This is a genomic window from Clostridium sp. ATCC BAA-442 (assembly GCF_964239415.1).
In the GTDB taxonomy this organism is placed as follows: Bacteria; Bacillota; Clostridia; order Oscillospirales; family Oscillospiraceae; genus Flavonifractor; species Flavonifractor plautii.
Genome location: NZ_CAXSQB010000061.1, coordinates 7,860 through 11,659 on the forward strand (window position 1 = coordinate 7,860; position 3,800 = coordinate 11,659).

General features: G+C 66.1%; 3 protein-coding genes. 2 read left to right on the top strand and 1 reads right to left on the bottom strand.

Going from position 1 to position 3,800, the window contains the following annotated elements; translation table 11 throughout:
• Both ACESY8_RS17530 and ACESY8_RS17535 read left to right on the top strand, forming a co-directional pair.
• A partial coding sequence (locus tag ACESY8_RS17530; protein WP_498794903.1) for a DUF4179 domain-containing protein occupies positions 1-961 on the top strand: 961 nt, incomplete at its 5' end.
• A 107-nt stretch (positions 962-1,068) separates the two neighbouring features.
• Positions 1,069-2,022 (top strand): phosphotriesterase family protein, encoded by a 954-nt coding sequence (locus tag ACESY8_RS17535; protein ID WP_054339369.1) that lies wholly within the window; start codon positions 1,069-1,071, stop codon positions 2,020-2,022.
• 241 nt (positions 2,023-2,263) lie between these two features.
• On the opposite strand, the gene ACESY8_RS17540 is transcribed toward ACESY8_RS17535, so the two are convergent.
• Complete coding sequence (locus tag ACESY8_RS17540; protein WP_434307808.1) at positions 2,264-3,679, bottom strand: S-layer homology domain-containing protein; 1,416 nt, start codon at positions 3,677-3,679, stop codon at positions 2,264-2,266.
• Positions 3,680-3,800: the final 121 nt, after the last annotated feature.

Sequence of the window (3,800 nt, forward strand, 5' to 3'; positions counted from 1 at the left end):
CCGCCGCTCCGCGGCGGTGGGTGCAGCCGCCGCCCTGGCGCTCAGCCGGGGGGGGGCGGGGGCCACCGGCGCCCTGGGCAGCGCCGGGGACGCCTTTGCCGGCCTGTTCGGCGGCGGCCACGCCGAGACGGAGATTATCGACCAGATCGGCTACCCCATCGGGGCCAGCGCCACCAGCAACGGCGTCACCATCACCGCCGACGCCATCATGGGGGACACCTACTCCTACGCCATCGTCTACTCCATCCGCCGGGACGACGGTTCCCCCCTGGTCAGCGACGAGACGCTGGCGGCCGGAGCCGAACGGGATGGCCTGCTCCCCCTGAGATTCCGCAATTACGGCACTCAGGTGCGCACATCCGGCGGCGGGGCGCACGGCTCCTCCTGGTTCTATGACGCCGACCCCGCCGACAACGCCATCCAGTTCGTGGAGATGATGACTCAGGACCAGCCCCTCAAGCCGGGCACCGCCTCCGTCAAGTTCCAGGATCTGTCGGTCTACACGGACAACGACTACCGCACCAGCGAGACACTGGCTGAGGGCACCTGGAGGCTGAAATTCGACTTTGCCTTTGAGGACTCCTCCATCTCCCTGCCCGCCGGCCAGTCCTTCACCCTCAACGGCATGGACGCCACCCTGGATGGCGTCACCCTCTCTCCCCTGTCCATCCAGGTGGACTACACCGTCCATCAGGAGCTGGTGTGGAGCGAAAACCGGGAGAGCGGCCGGGAGAACGAGTATGACCGGGAGCAGAGCTACCGCTACTTTGAGTCCCTGCCCGTGGTGATCACCTACACCGACGGCACCACCCAGGATCTCACCAACGCCGGCGGCGGCATCACCCCCGGAGACGGGGAGACCGTCTGCCAGAAGAGCCGGATCTTCGACGAGCTGCGCCCCCTGGACGAGGTGGCCTCCGTCACCGTGGGAGACATCGTCCTCCCCGTCAGCGCCGGATAACCGCCCGTCCATAGGCCGCACATATACCCCTATAAAGAGATCATATAGGGCCCGGCCATTCCCCTGTGTTATAATAGAGGCAGCAATAACAGACAGGAGGAATCCCTATGATGATCCAAGGCGTTCTGGGCCCCATCGACACCGCTGGACTGGGCCAGACCCTGATGCATGAGCACATCACCTGCGCCGACTGGTCCATGCGCATGAATTTCGGCGCCCGCTTCTTTGAGTTTGACCAGGTGGCCGAGATCGCCGCGGGACAGCTCGGCAAGGCCAAAGCCCTGGGCGTGCGCACCGTGGTGGACGGCACCCCCGTCAACCTGGGCCGGGATATCCGCCTGATCCGGGAGGTGGCCCGCCGCACCGGCCTGAACTTCATCGCCTCCACCGGCTTCTACTACCAGGAGGAGCCCTGGCTGTACTTCCGGGACGAGGAGGAGATCTACGACCTGCTGATGGGCGACTGCGCCGACGGCATCTCCGGCACCGACAGCAAACCCGGCATACTCAAGGCCGGTGTGGGCCGCGGCGGCCTCACTCCCCTGCTGCAAAAGGTGCTCCACGCCACCGGCCGGGTGGCGAAGGAGACCGGCCTGCCTCTGTTCTGCCACCATGACCCCTCCACGGCCGCCGGCGGGGCGATTCTCGACCTGCTGGCCTCCTGCGGCGTGCCCGCCTCCCGGGTGATCCTGGGCCACAGCGGCGACACCGACAACCTGGAGTACCTGACCGCCATGCTGGAGCGGGGCTGCTGGCTGGGCATGGACCGCTTCGGCTTCTGCGACCGGGACCTGGGCCTGGAGCCCCGGGTGGACACCATCGCCGCCCTGTGCCGGGCCGGCTGGGGCCACCGGCTGCTGCTCAGCCATGATCTGGCCGCCTATCTGGCCTTCTGGGACAGTTGGGAGACCACCAAGCACTCCGACTGGCTGCATCTGGAGGAGGATTACACCTTCATTCACCGCCGGGTGCTCCCGCTTCTGGAGGAGCGGGGCCTGAGCCGGGCGGACATCGACCGCCTGCTGACGGGCAATCCCCGCGCCTTCTTTGAGGGCGTTTAAAAGAAAACACAGGAGCGGGGGCCCGCCTGGGCCTCCGCTCCTCAGCCTGTCGAAAAAGTCTTTTCGACAGGCTGACGAACCTTTTGAAACTCTGAAAAAGTTTCAAAAGGTCGTTTGATCCAACGCGAAAGGGAACCCTGACGGTTCCCTTTCACACTATCCTTCCCTCCGACCCCTTTGACAGGAGGGTCTATTGACAGCCTGAGGAGCGGAGGCCCACCTGGGCCCCCGCTCCTGTTCGTTATGCCGGGTAGCGGGTGCGCACGGAGAAACCCTCCCGTTCCAGAGAGCTCCGGGTGATCTCCCGGCCCCAGTGGATGGAGCTGTTGTAGTTGCCCTCGGTGACCATCACCGAGTTCTCCTTCTTCTCCAGCACCACCACCGTGTGGTAGTCGCCGATGCGGATCATATCTCCCACGCGGATGGCCTCAAAGCTCCGGTGAGTGCGGGCGGGCAGCGTACCAAAGGCCGCATCACTACAGATGAGGGCAAAGCCCTCACAGCCGTAGCCGCCGGAGCGCAGCGCCTGGGAGGCGTAAAAGTTGTCGTTCGTCCAACGCATTCCCTCGGGGTAGTCGGCCTTCAGCGCGGTAATGGCGGCATAGACCGCCTCCTCCGTGGGACCTTCGGGCTCCGGCCGCTCCGGGTTTTCCTCCCCCGACACGGTAAGCAGCACCGTCTTGATATGTACCCCGCTGTCACCGCCCTGTTCCATCTTCAGCACCACAGCCGCCTGGCCGGGGGCCACCGCTGTGATAAGGCCGGTGCCGCTGACCGTCACCACCTCCCGGCTGGAGTCGGAGGTGCAGTAGGCGTCAAAGCTCAGTGGGCCGGGTACAACGGCCCCCATAGGGAAGCCGTAGGTGAGCTGCTGCCGCTCCCCCACCGCCATCTCGGTGCGCTCCACGGTAAACGTGATGTCTTCAAGCGCCGCAGGGGTGGCGGGGCCGTCCAGGCCCACCTCCGCGCCGGCGGCCTGGAGCTGCTTGGTCAGACGCATGAACAGGGTCACGCCCTCCGCCCGGGTTACCGGCCGGGCCGGGTTCATCCGCCCGGCGCTGTCCCCCTCCATCAGGCCGCACCGCCGCATCTCCTCCACGCTCTCCGCCGCCCATCCGCTGATGGAGGCAGTGTCCTGAAAGCGCGCCGGGGCGCCGGCGTCGTCGGGCAGAATGACGCCCTTTTCCTCCAGATAGCGCGCCAGCAGGGTGGCCACCTGCTCCCGGGTGATGGTACCCTCCGGGTGAAAGGTAGTGGCGGAGGTGCCCTCCACCACGCCGCTGGCACTGGCCCAGTAGACTGCGGGAGCAAAGTAGTCGGCAGCCGTCACATCGGTAAATTGCCCCGTCTGCTCCACCGCGTCCCTGTCAATGCCCTCCAGGCGGCTGAGTATGGCCACAAACTGGCCCCGATTAAGCACCTCGCCGCCCTCAAAGCTCCTCCCGAAGGGGAGAATCAGGCTGTTATCCAAGGCGTAGGCCGTGGCCTCCCGATACCAAGCCTCTGCGCCGTTGTCGATCCAGCGGTCATAGTACCAGTCCAACCGGTCCACGTCCCAGTAGTCCCCCGCGGCCAGGGCGGGCGCGGCGGAACCCGTCAGCGCGGCCGTCAAGGCCAAAGCCGCCAGCCTGCGGCCCCAGTGTCGGTTCTGTCTCATTCAATTGCCCCCTTTTCCAGTCCGTTTCTGTCCTCTACTTTACGGGATAGCCCCCCTCTTTGTCAACCGGCAGTTCCCGCCAAATCAGCAGAGCGGGGGGGGGGGGGGGGGGGGGGGGGGG

Coding starts and splice junctions, on each gene's coding strand:
- ACESY8_RS17535 (WP_054339369.1), top strand. CDS start 1,069: ATGATGATCCAAGGCGTTCTGGGCCCCATCGACACCGCTGGACTGGGC.
- ACESY8_RS17540 (WP_434307808.1), bottom strand. CDS start 3,679: ATGAGACAGAACCGACACTGGGGCCGCAGGCTGGCGGCTTTGGCCTTG.